Consider the following 26,119-nt stretch of genomic DNA (forward strand, 5'->3'; position numbering starts at 1 on the left):
TTGCTTTTTGGAAAACCTTTGCAGTGAGGGGGAGGTTATACAATGAAAAAGCAATTCTCAATTCAAAAGGAACATATACGGGGTTTATTGGTTGGCTGTGTAATATTCGCCGGGATGATGATCAACCTGAATCAGGCGGATGCCTATACATTTGAAGAGGAAAGTACAGTACTGCATGTCGAGAGTCAGAGCAGCGGCATTGAAGGTCCAATTATTGAGATTTCGAGCAAGCCTGATCAAGAATTTCCGGAACAGGTTAGCCATCAATACAGCGATGAAGCCCAGCTGACGACCATGGTGTATATGGCTTTATTGTGGTCACCACAACCAATGGTCATTCCAAGACCTGAGTTTCCTGAGAAACAAGTGGCAGATCCGTCTATGCCTGTGCTTGCTCCGCGTTCAGAACAAATCCTGGGTACACAAAAGGTTACAGCAACGGGATATACGGCAGGTGTGGAGTCTACAGGAAAAGGACCAAAACACCCGCAATACGGAATTACGTATTCTGGTGTAAAAGTACGTCGTGATAAAGAAACAGTTTCCACGATTGCAGCTGATCCAAAATTATTCCCGATGGGTTCCATTCTGTACATTCCAGGCTATGGTTACGGAATTGTTGCAGATACGGGTTCAGCGATCAAAGGTAATAAAATCGATCTGTATTTCCCGACAACCAAGCAAGTGTACAAAGAGTGGGGCAAAAAAGATGTGGAGGTACAGGTGATCAGGCAAGGCGCTGGAAAGTGTACAGAAAAGATGCTCAGCGAGTTGGCTGATGCAATCGACGTGTACAAATCCGTACCGGATTCGTGGTTGGACAAGGCCATTTAATTTCACATGGTCACATGAATAACTGAAGTGCTCTCTCCACATAATACTGACTGGGGACGAACCCCGCGGTGCAGCAATGCATCGTAAATATGAAGAGAGAGGTGATTCGTTGTGGCTAAAAAATCACAAGGGTACCAAACGCCAAACGAGAAGTACAATGCAGAGTTTGGAGAAGAGAATGCAGCAGCAAAAGTGAAGCAATCCGCTCAAAACAAAGTACAAGATAATTTCCAAACACCTGATGAAAAATACAATGCCGAGTTCGGTGTAGAAAACACAGGCCAAACTGGCCAAGGTCAAGGCAAAGCATCAAAATACAAAAAATAATTGAAGATTCATTAATCAAATGATGATTCAGCACCCTGGAGCAGCAGCTCCGGGGTGTTTTACATATGCGAAGTTTTTTACATTAATATCCTCCCATCTCAGTCTCGAGACCGAGATGAATTCCACCTGCCGCCGCTGTTCTCATTGTCTTGTCTGAGTTACACTGATTACATAATACAGACAAAGGAGACATGAGCGATGAAACGATCGACGCGTGACCGCTGGTGGGTTGGCATACCTCTTATTGCTATTGGTGCGATGATCTTGTTCAGACAATTGGGATATGACATTGATGTAGGATATATTTTCAGAACATATTGGCCGTTATTTCTAATCTGGTGGGGGGTCAAAGGAATATCCGAGATTCGTCGCAACGGGGGTTACGCCTTTATTGGACCGGTAATTGTACTGGCGATCGGTGGTTACTTTCTTGCCCGTAACCTGGGATGGATTGATTACTCCATGGGGGAGTTCATTCGTTATCTGATACCGGTTATGCTGATTGGCGGAGGATTGTTTGTACTGATCGGGCCACGACGTCGTGATCGGAAACATCATGACAAGATGCAGCCACCTCCAGCACCTGAGCAACCTTATAAACCGTTGGCTCCGGAGGATCTGGAGATGCCATCGTCGTTTGACGAACAGTTCGAGAAAACATTTGGCAAACCAAAACAGGAACAGAAGAACGATGCGCATGGCCCTCATTTCACAGGATCAACGGATTCATCATCACAAGGGCATCAATATAAGAAGAAACATCAATCGTATAACTCTAACGATACCGGATATGGAGAACATTATGATGATGGCTACGGAAATGGTTATGGGGATTATGGCAGTGGCAATACCATTAATAAATCGGCGTTCATCGGTGATCTGTACATGGGGCAGGAAGTTTTCTCGTTGAAACCAATGAACATCTCGGCTTTTATCGGAGATACCGTAATTGATTTGACCAAAGCACAGATTCCATACGGTGAGACGAAGATTGTCATTTCTTCATTTATTGGGGATGTGAAAGTATTTGTTCCAGAAGATATGGATCTGGGTGTGACGGTGACGACAAATTCCTTCATTGGAGATATGTCACTGTTGAACCAGAAACGCGGCGGATTCCTGAGTAGTGCCCAGGCTGAAACTGCCCATTACCATGAAGCTAGCAAAAAAGTACGGATTATTGTAAGTGTGTTTATCGGAGACGTCAAAGTGAATAAGGTGGGTTAATGCATGATTCGAACAATTCTCAAGGCCAATAAATGGGAACTGATGATGTATTTTGCGCTAACTGGTCTGATTACGCTGGGCGGATTCTATCTATTGTATGGAGAGGTGTTGATGGGGGCTGGTCGTCAGCGGGCATGGACCTATGTTGCTGTTGTTGTGCTGGCCACCGTTATCACCGGATATATCGCTGCATTACGGCTCCAACGCAAGATCGACCTGCTTGATCTCAACATGTTGAAAGTGTCCAAGGGTAATCTGGCAGTGCGCATGCCTGAAGCGGATGACGCTTCGTTTGGTCGTGTCTATCAGGAGTTCAATGTCATGATGGATTCGATTGAGAAAAAGATGAGACTGCTTCAGCGCCTCGGTGAGCAGGAAGTCATTGAGAAGGAGCAAGCCTCGGAGCGGGCTGTGCTTGAAGAGCGCAAACGAATGGCAAGGGACCTCCATGACACGGTTAGCCAGCAGCTGTTTGCCATGCATATGTCGGCTTCGTCTTTACCGCGACTGCTGGAGATGAATCCGGAACATGGTGGTAAAGTACTGGACCAGTTGATCCAGATGTCACATATTGCACAGCGTCAGATGCGAGGATTGATTGCCCAACTTCGACCGGTGGAGCTGGAAGGGCGTGACCTCACCGCAGCACTGGATAGTTGGTTTCCTGATTATTGCAGGCAGAATGGTCTTAAAGGTGTGAAAGAGCTGGAACTGGATGGCGGAATCTCGGATGCCATTGAGCACCAGCTGTTTCTTGTTATTCAGGAGGCGGTTGCCAATGTCGTGAAGCATGCAGAGGCTGGAGTGGTTAGTCTGTCCATACGGGAGAGTGAACATCAGATCAGCATGAGCATCAGCGATGATGGTCAGGGATTTTTACAGCAAGCGGAGCGTCCGGGTTCATACGGGTTATCTACCATGCGTGAACGGGCGGAGAAGCTTGGGGGGCAAGTTCAGATTATATCGAAACCGGGAGCGGGAACGACGGTACGGGTATTGATCCCGAAATTCCCGAACGTTCCTGAGTGAACCAGAGGGGGAGACGCAATGAGTGGTAAAGTAAACGTGATGATTGTGGATGACCATGATATGGTGCGCATGGGCTTGAAAACATATCTGATGCTGGAACCTACTTTTCATGTGATGGGAGAAGCGGGCCATGGGCAGGATGCGCTTGATCAGTTACGTAAGTTAAATGATAGTGAAATGCCGGACCTGATTCTAATGGATCTGATGATGCCTGTAATGAATGGCGCTGAAGCAACAAAAGCCATCATGACTGAATTTCCAGGGATGAAAATTGTGATGCTCACCAGTTTCCTGGAGGATGATCTGGTTGTGCAAGCGATTGAAGCGGGTGCGGTAAGTTATGTACTGAAGACAGTCTCTGCTGAAGAACTGATCTATGCTCTGCAAGGGGCCTATAGAGGCATGCCTGTTATGACAGGTGATGTGTCGCAGGCGTTAACCCGGGGAATCAGACAACGTACAGCGAGAGAGAGTGAATCGGGACTGACTGAACGGGAGAAGGAAGTGCTGCTGCTTATTGCAGAGGGAAAGACCAACAAAGATATCGGAGAAGAATTACATATCAGTATCAAAACCGTCAAAACACATGTAAGTAACCTGCTGATGAAATGTGAGATGGACGATCGTACACAGTTGGCCATCTATGCGCATCGTCAGGGATGGGTGAAAACGAAAGGGTAAAATGCTGTCGTGACGGGGAAAAGAGTCTATTCTTATGTGCTTTTATCTCCTTTTTAATTGTTTTTAAGGTACGGTTAAGGTTTAAAGTACAAAATAAGGACAGTTAAAGAATATCTCTTGGGAATAAGAGATTGGGAGGTAGAGAGGCATGGACGAACGCAACTATAGATCGAACCGTCAAGACGAGGAAAACGAAACCAAACAAACGGAGAATCGCAATTCTTCCGGAACGGACGAATCCTCCTATTATTATTCTTATGGACCTTTTCAGTCCGTGAATCAGGAAGATACAGCAAATCACATGGGAAGCAATAATCAACGTGAAGAAGGAAATGTAGAGATTACAAAACCTGATCCGGTGAGACCCGTACCTACTTACTATAATAGTGAATCATCTGAACAAGCGAAAAGATCATCAGCAGGCGGTGGAAACGGCTCAGGTAACGGTGGAGATCAAGGGAATGGCGGCAAAGGCAACTGGAACTATAATAACCGCAAGCCACGTTCTTCCGTAAGATCACTTCTATTTTCCTTTATTGCCGGGATGCTGGTCATCACCGTTCTCATGTACACAGCTGATAGAACAAACATGTTCACACCGGAGACGGCACTTACGAACACAGACAATCAAAGTTCAGGACAGGAAGCGTCTACAAACACAGGCGGAGGCAACAATGTCACAGCGTCGTTACTGCCAACAGGCAAAGAAGATGTGTCTTCCGTAGTAACAAGTACAAGTCCGGCTGTCGTCAAAATCGAAACACTCGCAAAGCAGTCCTCACGTACAGGATTGGGTCAGGGTGGATCAAATACAAGTGATCCGCTGTACCAATACTTCTTTGGTAATGGCGGCGGAACGGAAGGCAATCAAGGCCAAAGCCAGCAACCACAAAGCAGTAATCAGCTTGTGCCGATGGGCATTGGTTCCGGGTTCATTTTTGACAAAGAAGGATATATCCTGACGAACCAACACGTGGTTCAGGGTGCAGATGTAATCCAGGTAACGCTGGAGAACAACAGCAAACCTTATGAAGCTAAATTGCTGGGAAGCAGCTTTGATCTGGATTTGGCTGTATTGAAAATTGAGAAAAACAGTGGTGACGATGCGTTCCCTGTAGCTCCACTGGGTGATTCCAACAGTACTCAAGTCGGTGAATGGCTTGTAGCTATTGGTAACCCGGAAGGATTCGAACACACCGTTACAGCAGGTGTACTGAGTGCCAAAGAACGTACGATCAGCATTCCAGATGAAGAAACAGGAAAAACACGTGAGTACAGCCATTTGCTGCAAACAGATGCTTCGATTAATCCGGGTAACTCCGGTGGTCCGTTGCTTAACCTGAATGGGGAAGTTATCGGAATGAACGTTGCAGTAAGCGCAGATGCACAGGGAATTGGTTTTGCAATCCCGTCGAGCGTCATCTCTGAAGCCGTTAAATATCTTAAAGAGAACAAAGAAGTTCCCAAAGAGCCAGTACCCTTTATCGGTGCGTCTCTGATGGCTCTCACGCCTGAAGTTGCTAAACAAATGGGAACAGACGTTACCGAAGGTTCAGTTGTAGCCAGCACGATCTTCCAATCACCGGCTTACCAAGCAGATCTTCGTGCATATGACATCATCACAGGTGCCAACGGTACGCCGTACGCGACAAGTCAAGATCTGATTGATTTTATCAAGAAACAGGAAATCGGCAGTGAAGTTACACTGAACGTGGTGCGTGATGGTAAGAAGATGGATCTGAAAATCAAAATCGGCAACAAAAATGATTTTGATACTTCACAAACAACAGATACACAACAGCAGCAACCATAAATATCGGGCAAGGATTAACACAACGGAAGGGTTTGAAGGCCCTTCCGTTTTTTTGCCCTGATGAAGCAGGGTTACAATGGACCAGGACGGATTGGAGACGCCTACTTGAAGATGCAGATTGTGCTTCTGCCTGTTACAATGGGATAAAACGTTAGGATAAAGGAGAAAGACCACCATGCGCTCAACTATTTTGATTGTGGATGATGACGAAAAAATTGTATCCATGCTCCGCCGGGGGCTGGCTTTTGAAGGATATGAGGTACAGACGGCTTCCAATGGAGCCGAAGGCCTCAGCAAACTGATGGACAAGGAGCCGGACATCGTTGTGCTGGATGTGATGATGCCGCAGATTGACGGATTTGAGGTATGTCGCAGATTGAGAGAAGCAGGCAGCAAAGTGCCTGTGCTGATGCTTACGGCCAAGGATGAAGTACAGAGCCGGGTGACCGGACTGGACACAGGAGCCGATGACTACCTTGTAAAACCTTTTGCGCTGGAAGAATTATTGGCACGTGTCCGGGCATTGCTGCGCCGCAAGTCAGATAGTGCGGGTACACCAGACAATCGTCTGATGTATGAAGATATCATTCTGGACAATGACTCACGCGAAGTAGTGCGAGATGGGCAACGCCTGGAACTGACTGCCAAGGAATTCGAACTGTTGAATTTGTTTATGCAAAATCCGAGACGGGTACTGTCACGCGATCTGATTATGGATAAAATCTGGGGTTATGATTACAGCGGTGAGTCTAACGTGCTTGAAGTATACATTGCCATGCTCAGACAGAAGACTGAAGAATACGGTGGCAAACGTCTAATCCAGACCATCCGGGGAGCCGGCTACATCCTGAGAGGTGACTCTTGATATGTCCATCCGGTTAAGACTAACCGCATGGTATTCTGGCATTTTGGCGGCTGTTCTTATCTTTTGGGGCGTTGTAATCTATGCCTTTGTTTATTTTAACTCCTATCAGGAAGTCGAACAGCAATTGAAGGTGAAGAGTACCCGGATTACGGAACAGATTGGTGTTAATCCTCTTTCACAGTCGTTGGATCTGGACCCATTTACAGAGAGTCAGCTTCAGGAGGCACAAATTTATATTCAACTCTGGGATTATCAGAGTCGCTCAGGCAGAATCTCGGGTAATATGGAGAAACTGCAGATTCAGTTTCCGGTATTAAAAGCCAATGAGATACTTAAAGACCGAGGCATATCCAAGATCTATGTGGATGGTACACCGTTTCTGGTGAATCAGCTTCCCCTTTCTCTTCAGGGAACCAATGAAGTACGTGGGATTCTTCAGGTTGGTGCGAATGTAAGTTCACAGGAGCGCTTGCTGGAAGCGTTGCTTAATATTTTGGTTTTTGGCTGGCTGGTAGCGATGGCATTGGCTATTACCTCAGGTCTCGTCTTGGCCCGCAAGTCGATGCGTCCGCTCGTGACTGTCATTGATGCCGCCAATCAGATTCAATCTGGAGATGACTTAAGTGTACGTATTCAATATGCCGGGCCGAAGGATGAGATCGGGCGTCTGATTGAAACGGTGAATAATATGCTTGAACGTACAGAATTGTCATTCCGCGGTTTGGAGGAGACGAATGCTGCCCAGCGCCGCTTTGTATCCGATGCATCGCATGAACTGCGTACGCCGCTGACCACCATACGCGGGAACGTAGACTTCCTGAAGAAGCTGTGGGATCAGGAGGGGACCGACCGACCGAATCTGGATGAGGAGACCGTCAAACAAATGTCGCTGGAAGCCATTGAAGATATGGCGGACGAGGGAAAACGTATGAGCAGGCTGATCAGCGACATGTTATCGCTGGCGAGAGCGGATACGGGTCAGAAAATTGAACTGAATCCGACCCCGCTGCAAATTCTCGTACAGGAAGTGGCACGTAGAGCACAATTTCTGGATCGTCAGGCAGACTGGCTTCCAGGAGATTTTTCCATCCTTAATGGTATTTATGTGAACGGTAGCAAGGACTATCTGCAACAGATGTTGTTTATTTTCATCGAAAATGCGTTTAAATACACACCTGAAGGCTCTGTGACGCTGGATGCCGTATTATACAAAGGTCAGGTAGGACTACGCATCAGCGACACTGGTATTGGGATGGATCGGGACGAAGTGCCGTTCATCTTTGATCGCTTCTATCGGGCGGATGAATCCCGTGGGGCGACACCGGGGATCGGTCTGGGACTTTCGATTGCGAAGTGGATTATTGAAGAACACCACGGATCGGTTGAGGTTGTGACCAGACGTGGAGAAGGAACCACCTTTATTATCTGGTTGCCGGTTGTCTTTGCTCCGCCTATCGAATAAAGGTATAATAGACAGGACTGCAATTACATCGGCAACGTTGCCGAGAAAGAAAGCGGGTGGCAACCAAGTGGAAGTACTACGAATTTCGCCGCGGGGATATTGTTACGGCGTTGTGGATGCGATGGTGCTCGCGCGTCAAGCGGCACGCAATCTGGATTTACCACGACCTATTTATATATTGGGTATGATTGTGCATAACCAACATGTGACGGATTCCTTTGAAGATGAAGGTATTATTACATTGGATGGTCCGAACCGGATGGATATTTTGAGCCAAGTGGAGAGTGGCACGATTATTTTCACAGCTCATGGTGTATCTCCTGAAGTGCGCAAGTTGGCACGGGACAAAGGATTGACAACAGTGGATGCAACATGCCCTGATGTCACCAAGACACATGATCTCATTCGGGAGAAGACGGCAGAGGGTTATCAGATCATCTATATCGGCAAAAAGAATCACCCTGAACCAGAAGGTGCCGTTGGTGTTGCACCAGATCTCGTTCATCTGATCGAGAAGGAAGAAGAGATCGAAGAACTGAACGTATCTCCAGGCAAAATCCTTATTACGAATCAGACAACGATGAGCCAGTGGGATATCAAACACATTATGAGCCGTCTGCTGGAGAAGTTTCCGGGCGCAGAGATTCATAATGAGATTTGCCTTGCAACTCAGGTTCGTCAGGAAGCTGTAGCGGAACAGGCAGGTCAATCGGACCTGGTTATCGTGGTGGGTGATCCTCGCAGCAATAACTCTAACCGTCTGGCACAAGTGTCGGAGGAGATTGCGGGTGTTACGGCCTACCGTGTATCTGATGTTTCCGAGATTCAGCAAGAATGGCTGAAAGGTGTAAATAAGGTGGCGGTTACTTCGGGTGCATCAACACCAACGCCGATCACGAAAGAAGTCATCCTTTACCTGGAACAGTATGAACATGACAAGCCGGAGACGTGGGAGATCAAACGTACCGTGAACATGAGCAAACTGTTGCCTCCAGTTAGAGAAAAAACACGTACACCTTAGGAAATGTAAAAGTAAGTCTAACTGTATGTGAATTAAAAACGAGATGTGAATGAGAAGAATCCTGTTATGCAGATCCGAATGTCGGAGCCTGTGGAGCAGGATTCTTTTTTTTGTATATGGATAAGGAATGTGTACCTTGACGCAATCAGATAACTATGGTATATTCACTTTAACGGATAAAAGCTTAAAAGCGAACAAGCGTTTAAGCGCGACAGAGTTTTTATATTTAATCAGACGCACGTTAAGGAAATTATTGTGCTCTCATACAAGGAAGGATGGGAATTAATATGATCGTTATTGCAGGCAAAGCTACACCGGAGGAACAGATTCAGGATATCGTTGCAGTTATTGAAAAAGAAGGGCTTCAGGTGCATATCTCTCGCGGAGAGGATCGTACTATCATTGGTTTGATTGGTAAAGTTGAACCTAAAATGCAAGAGCATCTTCGCCAAATGAAAGGTGTCGAGAATGTCGTTAAAATCTCGAAGTCTTACAAATTGGCAAGTCGTGACTTCCATCCGGAAGATACGGTGATCTCCATCAAAGGTGTAGATATCGGCGGAAAAGAACTTGTTGTCATGGGCGGACCATGTGCGGTTGAATCCGCTGCACAGATTGATGAGATTGCCGGGCTTGTGAAAGCTGCTGGTGGGCAAGTGTTACGTGGGGGAGCATTTAAGCCTCGTACGGGTCCTTACAGCTTCCAGGGAACGGGCGTAGAGGGATTGATCATGATGGCGGAAGCAGGCAAGAAACATGACCTGCTGACCATTACTGAAGTCATGACACCTGAGTATGTGGATATTTGCGCCGAGTACGCAGATATTCTGCAAGTAGGTACACGTAACATGCAGAACTTTGACCTGCTCCGCAAATTGGGTGAGTGTGGCAAACCCGTATTGTTGAAACGTGGTTTCAGTGCGACATACGATGAATTGTTGAATGCGGCTGAATACATTCTTGCGGGTGGTAACCCAAATGTTATGCTGTGTGAACGTGGTATTCGTACGTTTGAATCCTACACACGGAATACGTTGGATCTGTCAGCGATCCCTGTTCTGCAGTCTCTGAGCCATTTGCCGGTTATTTCCGATCCGAGCCATGGTACTGGACGACGTGAACTGGTGGAACCGATGACAAAAGCTTCTGTTGCTGCAGGTGCCAATGGCCTGATCATTGAAATGCATACCGATCCGGATAACTCCATGACAGGAGATGGTGTGCAATCCTTGTTCCCTGACCAATTCGCCAACCTGTTGCAGGATCTGGAGAAACTGGCACCAATCGTGGGTAAATCATTCAGCACAGCCAAACAACCGGCAGAATTTTTCCCGGCACGTGTAGGCGTGTAATAAGAATTTCATAGTCAAGGTCTGGATCATCATCCGGGCATCTCCTCTGATCTCGTTCATTGCAACGGAATCAGATAGATGCTCGGTTTTTTGCATATTTTGCAGTTTTGAACGTATTTATTAATCAATAGTGATAAGAAACATTTATGATGTGAAGTTTTTCCCATGATTTAGGTTAAAATAGAGGGCGCTTTACCGCATTAAACCAGTTAAATGTATATAAAACTAGTTGTTATATGAATTTATGTTATTTATAAAGTGTGAGTATATCTAACATACCTTCAAAAAATACCTTACATAAGTATTGACGATGTCATGTTTTAAAATTTATAATGACGACAGAAAAAAATTCGAATTTAGACATTTTCTTAGTGGGGTTGTTTAATGTTCGGAATATTTGGGAGGACGAATACATGTCGGTTGAAAACGTATTGAAATCAATTCAAGAGAACAACATCGAGTGGGTAGATTTTCGTTTTGTAGATTTAGCTGGTCGTGCACATCACATCTCGTTGCCAGCTTCGGCTGTTGATGCAGACACGTTCGTAAATGGAGTAGCTTTTGACGGTTCTTCTATCCAAGGTTTCCGCGGAATTGAAGAGTCCGATATGGTTATGATGCCAGACCCTGAAGCGACTTATGTCGATCCGTTCACTGCACACCCTACATTGAATGTTATGTGTGATATCTTCACTCCGGATGGCGAGCGTTATGAGCGTGACCCACGTAGTATCGCTGTTAAAGCAGAAGCTTTCCTGCAAGAAAGCGGCGTAGGTACAACAGCATTCTTCGCACCTGAATCCGAGTTCTTCATCTTCGACGATGTTCGTTATGAGAGCGGCACGAACAGCTCTTCCTACTTCGTAGATTCAGAAGAAGCTTCTTGGAATACCAACCGTCAGGAAGAAGGCGGAAACCTGGGCTTCAAAGTTCGTACTAAAGGCGGATATGTTCCAGTAGCACCAGTGGATACACAACAAGATATTCGTAGCGAAATGTGTCGCCTTTTGGAAGAAGCTGGCCTGTCAATCGAGCGTCATCACCATGAAGTGGCGACAGCGGGTCAAGCCGAAATCAACTTCCGTTTTGATACACTGAAGAAAACAGCAGATAACCTGCTTGCATACAAATACATCGTGCACAACACTGCACGTCAATATGGCAAAGTAGCAACATTCATGCCAAAACCATTGTTCGGTGATAATGGTAGCGGAATGCACGTTCACCAATCCATCTTTGATGGCGATTCCCCATTGTTCTATGACAAAGCGGGATATGCTAACCTGAGTGAAATGGCTCTGCACTACATTGGAGGTATTCTGTACCATGCTCCGGCACTGATCGCTTTGACGAACCCTAGTACAAACTCATTCAAACGTCTTGTACCTGGTTACGAAGCACCAGTTAACTTGGTTTACTCCAAAGGTAACCGTTCCGCAGCAGTTCGTATTCCGGTTGCAGCTGTGACACCAAAAGGTTGTCGTATCGAGTTCCGTACACCAGACTCCACAGCTAACCCATACTTGGCATTCTCCGCAATGTTGATGGCGGGTCTGGATGGAATCAAACGCAAAATTAACCCAACTGAGCTTGGATATGGTCCTCTCGATAAAAACATCTATGACCTGTCTGATGCAGATAAAGAAAACATCCGCAGTGTGCCAGCTTCCCTGGAAGAAGCACTTGATGCTCTGGCAGCTGATAACGAATTCTTGACTGAAGGCGGCGTATTCACGAAAGACTTCCTTGATAACTACATCAACCTCAAACGTGATGAAGCGAAAGCAGTAGCGATCCGCATTCATCCGCACGAGTACAGCCTCTACTTCGACTGCTAATCGGTCGGGGTCGGAACAGTTCTTGTTCCAACTTAAAGCCTCCGGGACACGCTCTCGGAGGCTTTTCCTTGAATTAAACAATGTAGTGCTTTAACTTTGCAGGGTGATAAAGGAATTTGATGACCTGAATTCAACACTTCAGTGCATATTGCCCTTGAAGCAGATAGAGAATACTGATATCATAGCGATAATATTTACTTTGAGTGCATTTTGCACAAATCCATAGAGCGACTTTCAATAAGTAAGATATAGATCAAAATGATTCAATTTGTCTATACGTTGGTTGGATCAGGATGCTTCTTCCTGTCCAACTCTTATACCCGTGAGCGATTCTAATCGAATTGTGCAAAATGCTGTTTGTATGTCAGAGTTATGGATGGAAAGGGCGGGGGATTTTGTGACAAAAAGAGCGTATAACTTTAATGCAGGACCTGCGGCGTTACCACTTGAGGTACTTGAGCGTGCACAGGCGGAATTTGTAGATTTTCGTAATACAGGCATGTCGATTATGGAGATGTCTCACCGTGGAGCGGTGTATGAGTCTGTACATAATGAAGCTCAGGAGCGGTTGTTGTCGCTTCTAGGCAGTCCAAAAGGATACAAGGTTCTCTTTCTGCAGGGCGGTGCAAGCACTCAGTTCGCGATGTTGCCAATGAACCTGCTCGGTGCAGGGCAGACTGCAAGTTACGTGATGACTGGCAGCTGGGCGAAGAAGGCTCTGTCTGAGGCGAAGTTGATCGGCGAGACACATGTTGCTGCATCTTCAGAAGCAGAGAAGTTCATGAAATTGCCGGATGTTTCGAATCTGAGTTTGCCAGAACGTACGGCTTATGTGCATCTGACTTCCAACGAAACGATCGAAGGTACGCAATTCAAGTCGTTCCCGGATACCGGTTCAGTACCTCTGATTGCGGACATGTCGAGTGATATTTTCTGTAAACCATTTGATCTTAATCAGTTCGGCATGATCTACGCGGGTGCACAGAAGAACCTGGGTCCATCCGGAATTACGGTTGTAATTGCTCGTGAGGAACTGGTGAGCGAATCGCCTAAAACGATTCCAACCATGCTTCGTTACAGCACACATGTAGATAACAATTCCCTGTACAATACGCCACCATCCTTCTCAGTATATATGGTGAATGAAGTATTGAAATGGATTGAAGAACAGGGCGGACTGGCTGGTATTGAGCAAAAAAATACGAAAAAAGCGGAATTGCTCTATAACACAATTGATGGTTCCGGTGATTTCTACCGTGGTTGTGTGGAACAAGAAGATCGTTCCCTCATGAATGTGACCTTCCGTCTTGCTTCTGAAGAATTGGAGAAAAAGTTCATCAAGGCTTCGGAGGAAGAAGGATTTGTAGGTCTGAAAGGACATCGCAGTGTGGGTGGTCTCCGTGCCTCTATTTATAATGCTGCTCCTTATGAGAGTGTTAAGGCACTGACAGACTTCATGAGCCACTTCCAGAAGACAAATGGATAAATTAGTATAGGTACGGTGTAATGGACCTTTGTGTCTTATCCTGTGCCTTACCAGAGCCTTCCACATTGACGTGTGGAGGGCTTTTCTTTAAGATTAGAGGGTTGTCGTCAACATGAAATGAAAAGGAGATTGAACACATATGGCTTTACACATCGTTCTGGTTGAACCAGAAATTCCGGCGAACACAGGCAATATTTCGCGTACTTGTGCGGCAACCGGTACCCATCTGCATCTCGTACGTCCACTTGGATTTCGAACAGATGATGCTACATTGAAACGTGCAGGGCTGGATTACTGGCATGCTGTCCATATTGAATACCACGACTCATTTGCTGAGGTTCAGGAAAAATATCCGGAAGGTCGTTTCTTCTATGCAACTACGAAGGCCAAGAACCGATATAGTGATTTTAATTTTCAGGATGGGGATTTCCTCGTTTTTGGTAAAGAGACTAAAGGCCTGCCACCTGAATTAATTGCTGCGAATCCCGATACATGCATGAAAATGCCAATGACTGGTGACGTTAGATCATTAAATCTGTCCAATTCGGCAGCAATTATTGTATATGAAGCGTTACGCCAGCTCAATTTCCCGGGGTTAGAAGGATAAAATTTGGTTATAAATGACGGCTAGAATTCGGAAAAAAAACATTTTTCAAAAAAAAGGACAAAAAATGTTTATTTCCAGCAGGATTCGACAAAATCTTGGCGAATCTATAAACATAGTACAAATGTACCTAGAAATTTAGAGTAAGATAGGAGAGGTGTGCCGTAGCTATGAAGCCAGCTGGAGTAGTTCGCAAAGTTGACCAATTAGGTAGGATCGTATTGCCTAAATCTTTGCGTAAAAGGTATCAAATGAATGAGGGAGATCCTGTAGAAATCTTAGTACAAGGGGACCATATTATCTTGGAGAGATATCGTCCAAAATGTATTTTCTGCGGATCCATCGAGGAAGTCAACGAGTTCAAAGAGCGTTACATATGCGCACAATGTTTAGATGAAATGACTCAGCTTCCACAACACGGATAAGAAATAACGTCATGGGGTCCATTGACCCCGTGGCGTTTTTTTTTTTTTATTCTCAATTGAATGGCATAATTGCAATTTGAAAAAAAGATAAAATACGTAGACTAACGCTGGGTGTAAAGGGGTAAAACCTCATTCCACACGGCATTCAGGATGCCTTGCATATTTTCTTCCTCACTATTAATACATATGACAGCTTCCTTTGAGGGAATTATGATACACAACTGACCATAGGCACCATCGGCGCGGTAAGCGTCATGAGAACACATCCAGAACTGATACCCGTAACCTTTTCCCCAATCTCCGTCTCCAGTCGTTTCGATCTGCTGGGACGTAGCCTGTCGAATCCAATCCGCAGGTACAAGCTGTCTGCCTTCCCAAAAGCCCTCCTGCAACAGTAACTGTCCAAATCGACTCAGTTCCTCATTGCTTATCCAAAGACCTGCACAGCCAAGCGTTACGCCGAGTGGAGAGGTTTCCCACTCTACATCATGGATGCCAAGCGGATCAAATAACCGTGGAGTCAGGTAATCTTTCACGGTTTGGCCGGTAGCAGCCTGTAGCATGGCTGAGATCATAAATGTATCCCCGCTGCTATATGTAAATTGTTCTCCAGGTACCCGGTCCAGAGGCAGAGACATATAATATTTCGCCCAGTCCTTTTCGGTCAATGAAGCTCGCTCATCAGCCCAAAGAGGGGGAGAGTCATGACCCGAAGACATTCGGAGAAGATCACTTAGTTTCAATTCCTGCGGCGATGGGAGATTGCGCTGTGCAGTCGGGACATGATCATAAGAGAAATAATCACCAAGTGTCGCATCCAGATGTATCAGACCTTCTTCAAGCGCAAGACCAACGGCCATACATGTGAAGGATTTACTGATGGAATGTTGTACTCTGCGCTGATCCTTATCCCGGTCCCAATGGGCAAGCAGATGCCCTTTTTGTAATATGCGAATGGAAAAAACGTTCAATTGTTGCTCCGTAATCGTATGAATGAAACCTTTGAGTTGCTCAGACATATTAACCTCCCTAATATCAGGTGAAACCTGAGTAAAATCGGTTGGTGAAACGTTTCCGTAATTCGAATGCAAAATCAGAACCCATGTTAGTATAAACCTGGTTTGGTGTCAATTAAAGTTGTAATAGTACTTACTAAATTTTCATTTTTTCGTAATAATAGTGTCTTTGGACGCAAATTTAGACTTAAAAGAGCATTTTTTCGAGAAAAAAACGCGAAATTTGTAAAAAGGTTATTGACAGGATTTACTCATCGGGCTTATGATTTATTCGAAACGATTCGAAGAAATCGCTTCCACATTAAAAGTGTTGTAATGAACTCCATGTGAATCAACGTTGGCTATGTTTTGAAACGATTCGAGAAAATCGTTTCGATAACCCATCGTAATACAAGGGAATCTACAACAGCCTGCAATCCAACGCCAGAGAAACGAATGAGTAAAGACAGCAGGCGATGATGAGAGGGGTTACATTTATGGCACATATAACGATCGAAACTGGATCGCCAACCTTATGCATGAATACCAGCATACATGTTGTGTCCAGTGACTCCGGAGAGACTTCAGGCGGTACACTATATCTGTTGCACGGGGCAGGCGATAATGCGAGTACCTGGCAGCGGTTAACCACAATTGAGATGTATGCAGCGCAATATGGCTGTACGATCATTATGCCGGAAGCGAATCGAAGCTATTACACCGATATGGAATACGGCCTGAATTACTTCCACTACATCACTCAGGAGTTACCTGAAATATGCAAGCGTCTGCTCAATCTGAATCCTGATCCGGAGAAAACATACGTCGCCGGTTTATCCATGGGTGGATATGGTGCACTGAAATGTGGACTAACTTATCCAGAGCGATATCGCAAAGTAGTGTCTCTATCCGGCGTAACGGATATCCAGACACGGCTTCATGATCCCCATATGCCAGCGACCATGATCAAGGAAATGAAAGCGGTTTTTGGAGAACGTTTACAGGTAAAAGCCGATCAGGATATTTACGCACTGTCGGCCAAGCTGCTGGAACAGGGTGTTCCTTTACCGGATATCCTCAGTTGCTGTGGCGATAGTGACCCCTTTGTAGAGATGAATCGCGACTATGCGAAATACATGCAGGGGACTGCCTTTGATTTTCGGTATGTGGAGACGCCGGGGGCTCATGAATGGAGATTTTGGGAGCACCACCTGAGAACGATGTTTGATTTTCTGTACAACGACAAGACCATAGTAGAGTGAGGAGATGCAATGTGAAACCTGCAGCCGAAGGACCTAGCAAAAAGCTGAAGGGAAACGTGAAGGGCAATTCGCTCTGGACTGAAATCTGGAAGCACCGAATGACATACACCCTGCTTATTCCGGGGCTTGTCTGGCTAATTCTGTTTGCCTACATGCCGATGGGTGGCCTGTCTCTGGCATTCAAAGATTACAAGGCCAACCTGGGCATCTGGGGAAGTCCATGGAGCGGATTCGAGAACTTCAAATATGTTTTCCGTGATCCAACCTTTATCGACGCAGTATGGCGTACGCTGTACATCAATATTCTGAAACTGATTATTCAGTTCCCGTTCCCAATTATTCTGGCGCTGTTGCTGAATGAATTGCGGATGCGCAGAGGGAAAAAATTGTTCCAAACCGTTCTTACGTTCCCGCACTTCCTGTCCTGGATCATCGTATCCGGGGTAGTCATCAATGTGCTGGCATATGACGGACTGGTAAATAGCGCGCTCGGATTACTCGGATTGCCAACGATTAACTTCCTGGGGTCTGAATCCAACTTTGTACCCATGTTGCTGTTGACTGATATTTGGAAATCAAGTGGATGGGGCGCGATTATATTCCTGGCTGCCATTTCCGGTATTGATCAGGATCAGTATGAATCAGCACAGATTGACGGGGCTTCCCGTATGCAACAGATGTTCAAAATTACTTTACCGAACATCCTTCCAACCATCACAATCATGTTTATTCTCTCGGTTGGTGGATTGATGTCTTCCGGGTTTGACCAGATCTTCAACTTGGCAAATGCCGCTACCAAAAATGTATCGGAAGTACTCGATGTATATATCTATCGGATTACGTTCCAGTCATCTACCGATTTCTCATTCTCGACAGCGGTCAGCTTGTTCCGTTCCCTGGTGAATATGGCCTTGCTGCTTCTTGCTGACAGATTTGCCAAGTGGCTTGGCGGAGACGGTTTGTTCCGATAAGAGAGGAGGAAAAATGAGATGAGCAAGAAAGCTAATAAAAAACCGAGAATTGGTACAGAAAAAATGACACTTCTCGATTACATTATTTTCGCCGTATTACTAGTGCTTGCCCTGATGATCCTGATTCCATTCTGGAATGTCATCATGATTTCGTTTGCAACACAAAAAGAATATGCTGACAATCCATTTTTGATGTTCCCTAAAGAATGGACATTGGATTCCTACAAGGCATTGTTCGCTGACGGAACGATTCTGACGGGGTACAAAAATACAATTATATTGCTAGTCATCGGCTTGCCACTCAGCTTGTTCCTGACAACAAGCATGGCATATGGCCTTAGTCGCAACAAATTTCCGTTTAAGAAATTTCTCTTTTTCCTGGTACTGTTCACCATGATCTTTAATGGTGGTATCGTACCGCTGTACCTGATCATGAAATCACTTCATCTTACAGGTACGCTGTGGTCCGTTATCCTGGCGGGAAGCTTCAGTGCTTTTAACATGATTCTGATGATGAACTACTTCTACACCTTGCCTGAATCACTCATGGAATCGGCGAGACTGGATGGAGCCGGAGAGTGGAGAATTTTGTTCTCCGTTGTTCTTCCGCTGGCTACACCAATTATGGCTACAATCACGTTGTTCTACGGTGTAGCTTACTGGAACAGTTGGTATGATGCGATGATATTCCTTCGAAAAGCGGATCAGTTACCGCTCCAGAATGTACTCCGAAATATTATCGTGACATCTACGACGAATGCATCCAATGCATCCAGTGTGGATGCTGCCCAAGCAAGCAACTTCTCAATGGGTATGAAGATGGCGGCCGTATTTGTCACCATGGTACCAATTATGTGTTTCTTCCCAATGTTGCAAAAACACTTTGCCAAAGGGGTATTAACAGGGGCAATCAAGACCTGATATACGTATAGGATTTTGCAATAAAATTCTACTAAAAACATGGGGGTAAAACATGAAAACGAAAAAAAAGTTGTCAGTAAGAGCTCTCTTTGCCATCACGCTTAGTGTAGTTATGCTGATGGTGACCGCTTGTTCCAGTCAAGGAGCTTCAGGTGGTAACGAAAAAGATGCAGAGGGAAATTACAAAGACAACCTGACCATCTCTGTAGCTAACCTGACAGAAATCAAAAACGGGAACCTGGATAATGACTTCCACAAGTTCTGGACAGACAAATTTAATGTAACTTGGGACTACAACTATATCGATTGGGATTCATGGGGCGAGAAGCTTCGTCTGTGGATCAACTCTGGCGACTTGCCGGATGTAGCGGTATGGAACTACGTACATGGCGATGCCATTAACAGCATTGAACAAGGTTTGTTCTACAAATTCCCGGATGACTGGAAAGAACGCTGGCCTAACGTGGCAGCAGCTTACAATTTGACGGGTCTTGGAGACAAGTTGGAAGAATTGACAGGTGGAACTTATGTCCTGCCTAGACCAATCTATTTCGAGAACAAACCGGCTGACCCACTGACGAACCAAATTGGTGTCATTGCGCTTCGTAAAGACTGGGCTGAAGCGGTTGGTTTTGAACTGAAAGATGCATATACAACAACCGAATTGAATGAATATGCTGCGCTAGTAAAAGAAAAAGATCCAGGCAAAGTGGGTAACAAGCTTGTACCTCTGTCCTACAATGCGGCAGATGCTATGACAAACATGATTATGCCAAACAGTGTGCATGCCATGACTGACTCTCCTTTCTACAAAGGTGAAGATGGCCAATTCCACTGGGGACCAGCAGATCCTGAAACGCTGACAGGACTTAAATTGATGCAAAAAGCCTATAAAGACGGACTGCTCAATCCTGAGTTCTACACATGGAAAAACAATGAAGGTCAAAACAACTTCAAAGTAACAGGTACAGCTGCTGTAACAAGTCTGGGCGGACTGGCTTCCTACAGACAAGGTCTGGATTCCGATATGAAAAAAAATCTGGGTGTAGATAGTGATGAACTGGTACACACAGCAATCGTAGTAGGCGATGACGGGAAATACCGTAACATGGAACAAGCCAACTTCTGGTCTGCATTGATCTTCAATCCGGACATCAGTGACGAGAAATTCGAACGGATCATGGATCTGATCGATTACTCCGCAACAAAAGAAGGACAGTTGCTCATCAACATGGGCTTTGAAGGAAAAGATTGGAAATATGATGAAAACAACGAACTCGTTAGCTTGTTGCCAGAAGGAACGGTATTGGAAGATAAATACCCAGCACGTTTCGAAGGTCTGTACCTGCTCGGTGACGACTTCAGTGTTGTAAACCCTGCAATCAAAAAAGATTACCGTGATAGAGCCGTGAAATTGTTCGAAGAAAAAGCAAAACTTGGTACAGAAGGCAAATCCCTTGCACCATACGATTGGGATGTCAACCTGTACGATTCCAAAGCTAAGAGTCAGGCTTCATTCGACTACCAGAATGAATATGCCAACTTGATCCTCAAAAACGGAGATCTAGAGGCAAACTGGAAAGAATGGGTAAACAGTAAAATGTCCCTGGTTCAACCTTATCTGGATGAGCTAAACGATAAATTCTAGTAATCATTCAGTAATTAATTTTGAACCCGGTGCGCGGTCTCTCCCCGAACGCAGCCGGGTTCTTTATTTCAACAACTTGTAGTGGAGGATACGATCAGATGAATAACGAGCAGTTGTTAGACCTGGTGAAACAGATGACGTTGGAGGAAAAAACAGCTCAGCTTCTTCAGTTGACTGCCAACTTCTATGAAGGAACAAATGTTGAAGGTCAGATCACAGGGCCGATGGAAGAGATGGGAATTACGGAGCAGTCCGTAGATGCCAGTGGGTCCATTCTGGGGTTGTCCGGTGCGCAGGCCATCATTGATGTACAGCAAGCTTATATGCAAAAAAGTCGTTTGGGCATTCCGCTTTTGTTCATGGCTGACGTAGTTCATGGATTCAAAACCATTTTCCCGATTCCACTGGCGATCGGTTGTTCATGGGACACAGAACTGGCTGAGAAAAGTGCTGAAATTGCAGCACGTGAATCAGCTGTATCCGGTTTGCATGTTACCTTTGCACCTATGGTGGATCTGGTTCGTGACCCGCGCTGGGGCCGTGTGATGGAAACGACAGGAGAAGATCCTTATCTGAACAGTTTGTTCGCGGCTGCGTTTGTACGTGGATATCAGGGCGACAGCTTGAAGGATGAGCCAGATCGTCTTGCAGCCTGTGTTAAACACTTTGCGGCTTATGGAGCGGCTGAGGGTGGTCGGGATTACAATACGGTGGACATGTCTGAGCGTAACCTGCGTGAGTACTATTTGCCAGCGTACAAAGCAGCGTTGGATGCGGGCGTGGAAATGGTCATGACTTCGTTCAATACGGTTGACGGTATTCCGGCAAGTGGCAATGAGAAGTTAATGCGCGGTATTTTGCGTGACGAGTGGGGCTTTGATGGTGTATTAATCTCGGATTGGGCTTCCATTCGCGAAATGATTGCGCATGGCGCTGCGGAAGATGATCGTGAAGCGGCATATCGTGCCATTCGCGCAGGAGTAGATATGGAGATGATGACACCTTGTTATGTGCATCATTTGCCTGAACTGATTGAGAGTGGTGAAGTGGATGAGAAGCTCATTGATGAAGCCGTTCTGCGAATTCTGCAACTGAAAGAAAAGCTGGGATTGTTCGATAACCCACTTCGTGCAGCTGATCCTGAACGTGAACGTGAGATTGTATTCTCCAAAGAGCACCGTCAGGTATCGTATGAACTGGCAACGAAATCAGCTGTCCTGTTGAAGAATGATGACAGTGTGCTTCCACTTCAACCTGACGCTAATGTAGCCCTCATTGGTCCTTTTGCACAGAGTCCTGATATTCTGGGCTGGTGGTCCTGTGAAGGAGTTAAGGAAGATGCAGTTAAGTTGGGAACAGCTCTGCAAGAACGCCTGACGGGTGGGAAAGTTCAATTCGCTCAAGGCAGTAATGTTCATACGATTACAGCTGAGCAGATTGCCGAAGCCCTGGAAGTGGCAAGCAAAGCAGATCTGATTGTCCTTGCTCTTGGTGAAGACTCCGAGATGAGTGGAGAAGGTGGATCACGTACTGATATTCGTCTGCCGGCAGCCCAATTGGAATTGGTTAAACAGCTCAAAGCAGCGGGAAAACCGATTGCCAGCGTTATTTTCAACGGCCGTCCATTGGATCTGCATGGTGTAATCGATGAATCGGATGCCGTTCTGGAAGCCTGGTTTCCGGGTAGTGAAGGCGGAGCGGCGATCGCAGATGTTCTGACAGGTGTAGTGAATCCATCTGCACGTCTGACGATGTCTTTCCCGCAGTCCGTAGGTCAGATTCCGGTCTATTACAACCATTTCAATACAGGTCGTCCACTGAACCCGGAGAAGACGGAAGAACGTTATGTCTCCAAATACATTGACAGCCCGAATGAACCTTTGCTTCCGTTCGGTTATGGTCTCTCGTACACTTCGTTCTCTTATGGTGATCTTGAAGTGTCAAGTAACGAGATGACTGCCGAAGAGTCCCTGAGCATCCAAGTACGTGTAACAAACACGGGTGAGCGCGCAGGCGTAGAGACCGTTCAGTTGTACGTTCGTGATGTAACGGGTGAAGTCGTTCGTCCTATGCGTGAGCTGAAAGGATATGTGAAACTTGCACTGGCGCCAGGCGAGAGTGGTACAGCCACATTTACGTTAAATGAAGAACAGCTTTGTTATCACCATTCCGATTTAAGCCACCGCAGTGATCGAGGCGAGTTCCATATTCTTGTGGGTGCAAACAGTCGGGATACTCAGAAGAAATCATTCAGACTTGTTTAATCTTGTGAATGTAAAGAGTAATGTGTCAGGCCTTTTGTTATGGAAGGCCTGATGAACATAACAGGGGAGCGAAGAATGTGGTCAGTATCAAGGATATCGCCAAACAGGCGGGAGTTTCCATCTCTACTGTGTCATATGCGCTGAATGGCAGCAACAAAGTGACCGATGAGACGAGTTCCAAAATTTTGGCCATTGCCAAAGAACTGAACTATGTTCCAAATGCCGCAGCAAGAACACTGAAGAAGAGGGAATCCAAAATTCTAGGTGTTTTCTTGACCGATTTTAGCGGAGATGTATATGGAGACTTGCTGAGTGGCATGAAAGCCGTATGTAACGCTCAAGGCTATGACCTGATCGTGTGCAGTGGTAAACAATCCCATCGCATGCTTCCAGAGAGAATGATTGATGGTGCGATCATTCTGGATCATACGTTTGCAAGTGAGGAACTAATGCAGTATGCCGATCGTGGGCACAAAATCGTTGTATTGGACCGTGAGATGGATCATCCCAACATTAATCAGGTTCTGCTGGATAACAAAGCCGGGGCGACACTTGCGATGGAACATCTGATTGAACAGGGACATAAGAAAATCTACGTGGTGACAGGACCGGAAGGTTCGTTTGACTCTGTGCAGCGGTTAAAGGCTGTAAGACAGGTTGCGGAACGTGAAGCCGATGTGGAATGGATTGAGATCACGGGAGATTTTGAGAAGAGTGGTGGAGAACAAGCCGCAGATCAGATTGTGCAGGTGTATGATGGACCCGCAGCGGTATTCTGCCTCAATGATGAGATGGCTATTGGCTTGTGTGATCGTCTGGCAGACAGTGCACTTGGCGTTGGTCAGGAGATTGATGTCATCGGATTCGACAATATTGAATTGAGCAAATACGTCCAGCCGAGATTGGCAAGCATTGATTATTCCAAGCGCAAGTGGGGATCGCTCGCTGCTGAACAATTGATCAAGATTATTGCTGGAGAACCCGTTGATCATGAACGAATTTATGTGACATTAGTTGAGGGTGGGTCGGTGAGTGGGCCTATTCCGTCTGATTCGGTTATATCCATGCGGAATGACCGGGCGGTTAGCTATTGATCCCGAATACAGCAAGAGACAAGGCTTAGAAGAATCGAATCATTCTTTTAAGCCTTGTCTCTTGTTATTTCGAGGATGAAGCAATAGAAAAAGCCTCTCCGGAGAGAGGCTTGGCCTTTACAAGCCTTTTGTTTTGTCATTGTTGTAGGATGAAGTGAGAATGCCTGTAATGAAGAGAGTCAATACGATTGCAATAATCCAGAATGTCAGTGAAAATGACATGCCCTTCGCACCTCCTGCACAAGCTCATTTTCTTCTATTATAACCATTATAGGTAGAAAAGAAATGCTTCACCCTATTATTTGTAAAATAAAAAGTGTGTGGGCACTGGTCTGAGGCTGCCATCTGAAGGGTTATTTACAACCCGATTATTCAGAATAAGCGAGGATGATCCACCGCCATCCAGATTATAAGCGTCGATCACCCCAAGCTTGTACAACCGCCCTTGCAACTCTTCAAGGGTAGCACCGGAACTTCCGCCCTCATTATATCCGTCAACTACAATAATCAATAACTGATCATCTTTATAATTGCCAATGACTGTACGTGGTGCTCGTTTGGGTGATACTTTCCATTTGGCAGGAATTGTGGTTTTACGCCCATTCTGTAGCAGCACCGGTACAAACGTAGCCCCGAATTGCGGTTGCAGGCGATCCAGTGAGTTTTTGTCGGTGAACTTGCCTCCGATCAGTTTACCGGCATCGTTAAGTCCTACAAAAAACAGATCTTTGAAACTGGCCTGGAAACCGTTCACGTATTTCCCGTCCATGACGGTTGTGCTAAGTGGATAACGTTTGCCGCCACTGTCAGCAAATCCACCTGCGTTAATCCCGGCAATAGCGCCGTTACGCTTCACAGCCTGCATGGTCGTCTCAGAACGCCCAGGTTCACTGTCTAGAGCCATCTGCATGGCTGTAGGGTCTTTTAGCTTGATCTTCATGGCATAGCCCTTATAGCTGCCAGGATTCACTCTGTACATTTCAATCGTTAGCCGTTCACTGTCTACCCGTTCAAATGGAACGCCAAGCTTGGATGAAATCCGGTTGTTGTAAATCTTTTCCGGACGATCCGCTTGGGTGGAAGCCTTCTGCACAAGTGTAGACATCGTACTTGTTGTTTTATTATAGAGCTGTGTCGTTCTTTTAATAGAAGAAGAAGTCTGGACAGCAGCATCTTTTGCCCCCGCAAGCTCTTGGCTAATTGCTTGGGTCCGGGGTGTAATCGTATCCTCTGACAGTTCGGTAGGCATCAAACCTCCGGGTTCAAGTGGAGGACGAAGCAGCAGCAGGCATAATATCAATCCAACAAAAGGAGCGAGTGCAAGCATAAAAAAACGATTAACCTGTTTGACGGGTGTAATCATTTGAGCAGGTCCATCTTTTTCTGGAGTGTCTCCAGTTGTTTTTTGACTTCGCTCAGCTGGGTATACAGTTTGTTGCTGTTATCCGTTTTGTCACTTGCATTATCCTTGGTGAAAGTCAGCAATTCATTGAAGGATTGAACCTGTCCCTGCAGGTCTTCTACTTCCTTTGATATCGTTGTTAGCTGATTTTCATAGTCGGTTTTTAGCGCTGCAATCTGCTGCTGATTATGGGCTTGAAGCTGGTTAATCATCTGTTGCTGGAGATGGTTACTATAATAGTAGGTTCCAACGACTCCTAGTGCAATGAGAACAATCCACATTACCAGAAACAGCTTGATTGAAGATCCAGCCTTGCCTTTGGCGCTCCGGGTGTGATGGATGTCAGAGGACGGGGCAGATGGTTTCATATCATCACTCCTGGTCATTTATAGGTACAAAAAAATTTCCAGTCCTCATTCTATCATGCCCCTATTGATTACGCAAAAATGAAATTCTTTACTTAATAGAGTAAAAAGAGATTGCATCGGAAGGAAGTCCTAGGATACAATTTCTTATAGATGCAATAAGTAGGAACTTTGGGCAGGTTTTTCGACTTTTTTAGATAGAAATGCAGGAAATTTATACTATATTTTGACCT

Annotated in this window: 23 protein-coding genes; 20 read left to right on the plus strand and 3 right to left on the minus strand. The window is 45.7% G+C overall.

Annotated features, from left to right (window positions below; translation table 11 throughout):
* The first annotated feature begins 294 nt into the window (after positions 1-294).
* The 14 genes from V6668_RS09215 (at position 295) to V6668_RS09280 (ending at position 14,964) form a co-directional block, all read left to right on the plus strand.
* Positions 295-834 (plus strand): 3D domain-containing protein, encoded by a 540-nt coding sequence (locus V6668_RS09215; RefSeq protein WP_422395272.1) that lies wholly within the window; start codon positions 295-297, stop codon positions 832-834.
* A 111-nt stretch (positions 835-945) separates the two neighbouring features.
* Positions 946-1,161 carry a hypothetical protein gene (locus V6668_RS09220; protein ID WP_036610057.1) on the plus strand — a complete coding sequence of 72 codons (216 nt, stop codon included), beginning with the start codon at positions 946-948 and terminating at the stop codon, positions 1,159-1,161.
* 198 nt (positions 1,162-1,359) lie between these two features.
* The gene (liaF, locus tag V6668_RS09225; protein WP_036610055.1) at positions 1,360-2,388 is read left to right on the plus strand and encodes a cell wall-active antibiotics response protein LiaF; all 1,029 of its coding nucleotides are present in this window, start codon (positions 1,360-1,362) and stop codon (positions 2,386-2,388) included.
* Positions 2,389-2,391: 3 nt separating this feature from the next.
* Positions 2,392-3,417, plus strand: a complete 1,026-nt coding sequence (locus V6668_RS09230; protein WP_036669825.1) for a HAMP domain-containing sensor histidine kinase — start codon at positions 2,392-2,394, stop codon at positions 3,415-3,417.
* A gap of 18 nt (positions 3,418-3,435) precedes the next feature.
* Positions 3,436-4,098 (plus strand): response regulator, encoded by a 663-nt coding sequence (locus V6668_RS09235; protein WP_017689597.1) that lies wholly within the window; start codon positions 3,436-3,438, stop codon positions 4,096-4,098.
* A gap of 148 nt (positions 4,099-4,246) precedes the next feature.
* Entirely contained in the window at positions 4,247-5,911 is a 1,665-nt protein-coding gene (locus V6668_RS09240; RefSeq protein WP_091014685.1) for a S1C family serine protease, read from the plus strand.
* Positions 5,912-6,086: 175 nt separating this feature from the next.
* Complete coding sequence (locus V6668_RS09245) at positions 6,087-6,776, plus strand: response regulator transcription factor (RefSeq protein WP_338708229.1); 690 nt, start codon at positions 6,087-6,089, stop codon at positions 6,774-6,776.
* A 1-nt stretch (position 6,777) separates the two neighbouring features.
* On the plus strand, positions 6,778-8,238 hold the full coding sequence (locus V6668_RS09250) for a HAMP domain-containing sensor histidine kinase (RefSeq protein WP_338708230.1): 1,461 nt from the start codon (positions 6,778-6,780) through the stop codon (positions 8,236-8,238).
* 67 nt (positions 8,239-8,305) lie between these two features.
* Positions 8,306-9,259 (plus strand): 4-hydroxy-3-methylbut-2-enyl diphosphate reductase, encoded by a 954-nt coding sequence (locus tag V6668_RS09255; RefSeq protein WP_036669829.1) that lies wholly within the window; start codon positions 8,306-8,308, stop codon positions 9,257-9,259.
* A gap of 287 nt (positions 9,260-9,546) precedes the next feature.
* Positions 9,547-10,611: a 3-deoxy-7-phosphoheptulonate synthase gene (gene aroF / locus V6668_RS09260; RefSeq protein WP_036610039.1), complete on the plus strand. Its 1,065-nt coding sequence runs from the start codon at positions 9,547-9,549 to the stop codon at positions 10,609-10,611.
* Positions 10,612-11,024: 413 nt separating this feature from the next.
* Entirely contained in the window at positions 11,025-12,449 is a 1,425-nt protein-coding gene (gene glnA, locus V6668_RS09265) for a type I glutamate--ammonia ligase (RefSeq protein ID WP_036669830.1), read from the plus strand.
* Positions 12,450-12,846: 397 nt separating this feature from the next.
* The gene (gene serC, locus V6668_RS09270) at positions 12,847-13,935 is read left to right on the plus strand and encodes a 3-phosphoserine/phosphohydroxythreonine transaminase (RefSeq protein ID WP_036610035.1); all 1,089 of its coding nucleotides are present in this window, start codon (positions 12,847-12,849) and stop codon (positions 13,933-13,935) included.
* A 139-nt stretch (positions 13,936-14,074) separates the two neighbouring features.
* On the plus strand, positions 14,075-14,542 hold the full coding sequence (gene trmL / locus V6668_RS09275; protein ID WP_017689589.1) for a tRNA (uridine(34)/cytosine(34)/5-carboxymethylaminomethyluridine(34)-2'-O)-methyltransferase TrmL: 468 nt from the start codon (positions 14,075-14,077) through the stop codon (positions 14,540-14,542).
* A gap of 167 nt (positions 14,543-14,709) precedes the next feature.
* Positions 14,710-14,964: an AbrB/MazE/SpoVT family DNA-binding domain-containing protein gene (locus V6668_RS09280; RefSeq protein WP_036610032.1), complete on the plus strand. Its 255-nt coding sequence runs from the start codon at positions 14,710-14,712 to the stop codon at positions 14,962-14,964.
* 101 nt (positions 14,965-15,065) lie between these two features.
* Here V6668_RS09280 and V6668_RS09285 read toward each other — a convergent pair whose 3' ends face one another.
* Positions 15,066-15,983, minus strand: coding sequence for a serine hydrolase domain-containing protein (locus V6668_RS09285; RefSeq protein WP_036669832.1), 918 nt, complete (start codon positions 15,981-15,983; stop codon positions 15,066-15,068).
* A gap of 473 nt (positions 15,984-16,456) precedes the next feature.
* Here V6668_RS09285 and V6668_RS09290 point away from each other — a divergent pair, with 473 nt between their 5' ends.
* The 6 genes from V6668_RS09290 to V6668_RS09315 all read left to right on the plus strand — a co-directional run bounded on the left by V6668_RS09290 (position 16,457) and on the right by V6668_RS09315 (position 24,119).
* Positions 16,457-17,221: an alpha/beta hydrolase gene (locus V6668_RS09290; RefSeq protein WP_076318319.1), complete on the plus strand. Its 765-nt coding sequence runs from the start codon at positions 16,457-16,459 to the stop codon at positions 17,219-17,221.
* An 11-nt stretch (positions 17,222-17,232) separates the two neighbouring features.
* Positions 17,233-18,192, plus strand: a complete 960-nt coding sequence (locus V6668_RS09295; protein WP_017689585.1) for an ABC transporter permease — start codon at positions 17,233-17,235, stop codon at positions 18,190-18,192.
* Between the two features lie 18 nt (positions 18,193-18,210).
* The gene (locus V6668_RS09300) at positions 18,211-19,113 is read left to right on the plus strand and encodes a carbohydrate ABC transporter permease (RefSeq protein ID WP_036610027.1); all 903 of its coding nucleotides are present in this window, start codon (positions 18,211-18,213) and stop codon (positions 19,111-19,113) included.
* A 52-nt stretch (positions 19,114-19,165) separates the two neighbouring features.
* Positions 19,166-20,761, plus strand: coding sequence for an ABC transporter substrate-binding protein (locus V6668_RS09305; RefSeq protein WP_047842284.1), 1,596 nt, complete (start codon positions 19,166-19,168; stop codon positions 20,759-20,761).
* A 98-nt stretch (positions 20,762-20,859) separates the two neighbouring features.
* Entirely contained in the window at positions 20,860-23,025 is a 2,166-nt protein-coding gene (bglX, locus tag V6668_RS09310; RefSeq protein WP_076318320.1) for a beta-glucosidase BglX, read from the plus strand.
* A 77-nt stretch (positions 23,026-23,102) separates the two neighbouring features.
* Positions 23,103-24,119, plus strand: a complete 1,017-nt coding sequence (locus tag V6668_RS09315; RefSeq protein WP_076318321.1) for a LacI family DNA-binding transcriptional regulator — start codon at positions 23,103-23,105, stop codon at positions 24,117-24,119.
* 298 nt (positions 24,120-24,417) lie between these two features.
* On the opposite strand, the gene V6668_RS09320 is transcribed toward V6668_RS09315, so the two are convergent.
* Both V6668_RS09320 and V6668_RS09325 read right to left on the minus strand, forming a co-directional pair.
* On the minus strand, positions 24,418-25,482 hold the full coding sequence (locus V6668_RS09320; RefSeq protein WP_338708232.1) for a phosphodiester glycosidase family protein: 1,065 nt from the start codon (positions 25,480-25,482) through the stop codon (positions 24,418-24,420).
* Positions 25,479-25,889 (minus strand): uroporphyrinogen-III C-methyltransferase, encoded by a 411-nt coding sequence (locus tag V6668_RS09325; RefSeq protein WP_017689578.1) that lies wholly within the window; start codon positions 25,887-25,889, stop codon positions 25,479-25,481. Before V6668_RS09325 ends, V6668_RS09320 begins: the two co-directional genes overlap by 4 nt.
* Positions 25,890-26,119: the final 230 nt, after the last annotated feature.

It is taken from the genome of Paenibacillus amylolyticus, assembly GCF_036894225.1.
Taxonomy (GTDB): Bacteria; Bacillota; Bacilli; order Paenibacillales; family Paenibacillaceae; genus Paenibacillus; species Paenibacillus amylolyticus.

Excerpts from the sequence above, each read along its gene's own strand:
- V6668_RS09235 (WP_017689597.1), top strand. The coding sequence starts at position 3,436 with ATGAGTGGTAAAGTAAACGTGATGATTGTGGATGACCATGATATGGTG.
- trmL (WP_017689589.1), top strand. The coding sequence starts at position 14,075 with ATGGCTTTACACATCGTTCTGGTTGAACCAGAAATTCCGGCGAACACA.
- aroF (WP_036610039.1), top strand. The coding sequence starts at position 9,547 with ATGATCGTTATTGCAGGCAAAGCTACACCGGAGGAACAGATTCAGGAT.
- V6668_RS09305 (WP_047842284.1), top strand. The coding sequence starts at position 19,166 with ATGAAAACGAAAAAAAAGTTGTCAGTAAGAGCTCTCTTTGCCATCACG.
- V6668_RS09280 (WP_036610032.1), top strand. The coding sequence starts at position 14,710 with ATGAAGCCAGCTGGAGTAGTTCGCAAAGTTGACCAATTAGGTAGGATC.
- bglX (WP_076318320.1), top strand. The coding sequence starts at position 20,860 with ATGAATAACGAGCAGTTGTTAGACCTGGTGAAACAGATGACGTTGGAG.
- V6668_RS09240 (WP_091014685.1), top strand. The coding sequence starts at position 4,247 with ATGGACGAACGCAACTATAGATCGAACCGTCAAGACGAGGAAAACGAA.
- V6668_RS09215 (WP_422395272.1), top strand. The coding sequence starts at position 295 with ATGGTGTATATGGCTTTATTGTGGTCACCACAACCAATGGTCATTCCA.
- V6668_RS09290 (WP_076318319.1), top strand. The coding sequence starts at position 16,457 with ATGGCACATATAACGATCGAAACTGGATCGCCAACCTTATGCATGAAT.
- V6668_RS09230 (WP_036669825.1), top strand. The coding sequence starts at position 2,392 with ATGATTCGAACAATTCTCAAGGCCAATAAATGGGAACTGATGATGTAT.
- V6668_RS09325 (WP_017689578.1), bottom strand. The coding sequence starts at position 25,889 with ATGAAACCATCTGCCCCGTCCTCTGACATCCATCACACCCGGAGCGCC.
- V6668_RS09250 (WP_338708230.1), top strand. The coding sequence starts at position 6,778 with ATGTCCATCCGGTTAAGACTAACCGCATGGTATTCTGGCATTTTGGCG.
- V6668_RS09320 (WP_338708232.1), bottom strand. The coding sequence starts at position 25,482 with ATGATTACACCCGTCAAACAGGTTAATCGTTTTTTTATGCTTGCACTC.
- V6668_RS09285 (WP_036669832.1), bottom strand. The coding sequence starts at position 15,983 with ATGTCTGAGCAACTCAAAGGTTTCATTCATACGATTACGGAGCAACAA.
- V6668_RS09300 (WP_036610027.1), top strand. The coding sequence starts at position 18,211 with ATGAGCAAGAAAGCTAATAAAAAACCGAGAATTGGTACAGAAAAAATG.
- V6668_RS09245 (WP_338708229.1), top strand. The coding sequence starts at position 6,087 with ATGCGCTCAACTATTTTGATTGTGGATGATGACGAAAAAATTGTATCC.
- liaF (WP_036610055.1), top strand. The coding sequence starts at position 1,360 with ATGAAACGATCGACGCGTGACCGCTGGTGGGTTGGCATACCTCTTATT.
- glnA (WP_036669830.1), top strand. The coding sequence starts at position 11,025 with ATGTCGGTTGAAAACGTATTGAAATCAATTCAAGAGAACAACATCGAG.